This is a genomic window from Metabacillus sp. GQ13, from assembly GCF_059758525.1.
In genome coordinates this window covers 1-3,010 of sequence record NZ_JCAXET010000041.1, presented here as the reverse complement: position 1 = coordinate 3,010, position 3,010 = coordinate 1, and the positions used below count along the sequence as shown (strand labels likewise).

Genomic DNA, 3,010 nt, shown 5'->3' with positions numbered 1-3,010 from the left:
TTATTCCTGAGGTTAAGTTAGTAAGGGCGCACGGTGAATGCCTTGGCACTAGGAGCCGATGAAGGACGGTACTAACACCGATATGCTTCGGGGAGCTGTAAGTAAGCTTTGATCCGGAGATTTCCGAATGGGGAAACCCACTACTCGTAATGGAGTAGTATTTTCACCTGAATACATAGGGTGATAAAGGCAGACCCGGGGAACTGAAACATCTAAGTACCCGGAGGAAGAGAAAGCAAACGCGATTTCCTGAGTAGCGGCGAGCGAAACGGAATTAGCCCAAACCAAGAGGCTTGCCTCTTGGGGTTGTAGGACACTCTATACGGAGTTACAAAGGAATGAAGTAGATGAAGAGGTCTGGAAAGGCCCGTCAAAGAAGGTAACAACCCTGTAGTTGAAACCTCATTCCCTCCAGAGTGGATCCTGAGTACGGCGGGACACGAGAAATCCCGTCGGAAGCAGGGAGGACCATCTCCCAAGGCTAAATACTCCCTAGTGACCGATAGTGAACCAGTACCGTGAGGGAAAGGTGAAAAGCACCCCGGAAGGGGAGTGAAACAGATCCTGAAACCGTGTGCCTACAAGTAGTCAAAGCCCTTGTCGATATTTCCTTAGGGAAAATCGCGGGTAATGGCGTGCCTTTTGTAGAATGAACCGGCGAGTTACGATCACATGCAAGGTTAAGTTGATAAGACGGAGCCGCAGCGAAAGCGAGTCTGAATAGGGCGATATAGTTTGTGGTCGTAGACCCGAAACCAGGTGATCTACCCATGTCCAGGGTGAAGTTCAGGTAACACTGAATGGAGGCCCGAACCCACGCATGTTGAAAAATGCGGGGATGAGGTGTGGGTAGCGGAGAAATTCCAATCGAACCTGGAGATAGCTGGTTCTCTCCGAAATAGCTTTAGGGCTAGCCTTGAATTTAGAGTCTTGGAGGTAGAGCACTGATTGGACTAGGGGCCCCCAACGGGTTACCGAATTCAGTCAAACTCCGAATGCCAAAGACTTATATTCAGGAGTCAGACTGCGAGTGATAAGATCCGTAGTCAAGAGGGAAACAGCCCAGACCACCAGCTAAGGTCCCAAAGTATACGTTAAGTGGAAAAGGATGTGGAGTTGCTTAGACAACCAGGATGTTGGCTTAGAAGCAGCCACCATTTAAAGAGTGCGTAATAGCTCACTGGTCGAGTGACTCTGCGCCGAAAATGTACCGGGGCTAAACGTATCACCGAAGCTGTGGACTGTCCTTTTAGGACAGTGGTAGGAGAGCGTTCTAAGGGCTGAGAAGTTAGACCGTAAGGACTAGTGGAGCGCTTAGAAGTGAGAATGCCGGTATGAGTAACGAAAGAGGGGTGAGAATCCCCTCCACCGAATGCCTAAGGTTTCCTGAGGAAGGCTCGTCCGCTCAGGGTAAGTCGGGACCTAAGCCGAGGCCGAAAGGCGTAGGCGATGGACAACAGGTTGAAATTCCTGTACCACCTCCTCACCATTTGAGCAATGGGGGGACGCAGAAGGATAGGGTAAGCGCGCTGTTGGATATGCGCGTCTAAGCAGGTAGGCTGACAATGAGGCAAATCCCATTGTCGTGAAGGCTGAGCTGTGATAGCGAGGGAAATATAGTACCGAAGTTCCTGATTCCACACTGCCAAGAAAAGCCTCTAGCGAGGTGAGAGGTGCCCGTACCGCAAACCGACACAGGTAGGCGAGGAGAGAATCCTAAGGTGAGCGAGAGAACTCTCGTTAAGGAACTCGGCAAAATGACCCCGTAACTTCGGGAGAAGGGGTGCTTTTTAGGGTGAATAGCCCTGAAAAGCCGCAGTGAATAGGCCCAGGCGACTGTTTAGCAAAAACACAGGTCTCTGCGAAGCCGCAAGGCGAAGTATAGGGGCTGACGCCTGCCCGGTGCTGGAAGGTTAAGGGGAGAGGTTAGCGTAAGCGAAGCTTTGAACTGAAGCCCCAGTAAACGGCGGCCGTAACTATAACGGTCCTAAGGTAGCGAAATTCCTTGTCGGGTAAGTTCCGACCCGCACGAAAGGCGTAACGATCTGGGCACTGTCTCAACGAGAGACTCGGTGAAATTATAGTACCTGTGAAGATGCAGGTTACCCGCGACAGGACGGAAAGACCCCGTGGAGCTTTACTGTAGCCTGATATTGAATTTCGGTACAACTTGTACAGGATAGGTAGGAGCCTGAGAAGCCGGAGCGCTAGCTTCGGTGGAGGCGTCGGTGGGATACTACCCTGGTTGTATTGAAATTCTAACCCACACCCCTTATCGGGGTGGGAGACAGTGTCAGGTGGGCAGTTTGACTGGGGCGGTCGCCTCCTAAAATGTAACGGAGGCGCCCAAAGGTTCCCTCAGAATGGTTGGAAATCATTCGTAGAGTGTAAAGGCACAAGGGAGCTTGACTGCGAGACCTACAAGTCGAGCAGGGACGAAAGTCGGGCTTAGTGATCCGGTGGTTCCGCATGGAAGGGCCATCGCTCAACGGATAAAAGCTACCCCGGGGATAACAGGCTTATCTCCCCCAAGAGTCCACATCGACGGGGAGGTTTGGCACCTCGATGTCGGCTCATCGCATCCTGGGGCTGTAGTCGGTCCCAAGGGTTGGGCTGTTCGCCCATTAAAGCGGTACGCGAGCTGGGTTCAGAACGTCGTGAGACAGTTCGGTCCCTATCCGTCGTGGGCGCAGGAAATTTGAGAGGAGCTGTCCTTAGTACGAGAGGACCGGGATGGACGCACCGCTGGTGTACCAGTTGTCTTGCCAAAGGCATAGCTGGGTAGCTATGTGCGGAAGGGATAAGTGCTGAAAGCATCTAAGCATGAAGCCCCCCTCGAGATGAGATTTCCCTTTCACTTATGTGAAGTAAGATCCCTGAAAGATGATCAGGTTGATAGGTCTGAGGTGGAAGCGTGGTGACACGTGGAGCTGACAGATACTAATAGATCGAGGACTTAACCACAATACCAAACAGAAGCCTACCAGCTTCTGTCGAAAACCTAAGAGAA

Annotated in this window: 1 rRNA gene; it reads left to right on the top strand. The window is 51.8% G+C overall.

The window, feature by feature from the left end:
* Positions 1-10 precede the first annotated feature (10 nt).
* Positions 11-2,964 (top strand): 23S ribosomal RNA (locus AC6CHR_RS25000).
* Positions 2,965-3,010: the final 46 nt, after the last annotated feature.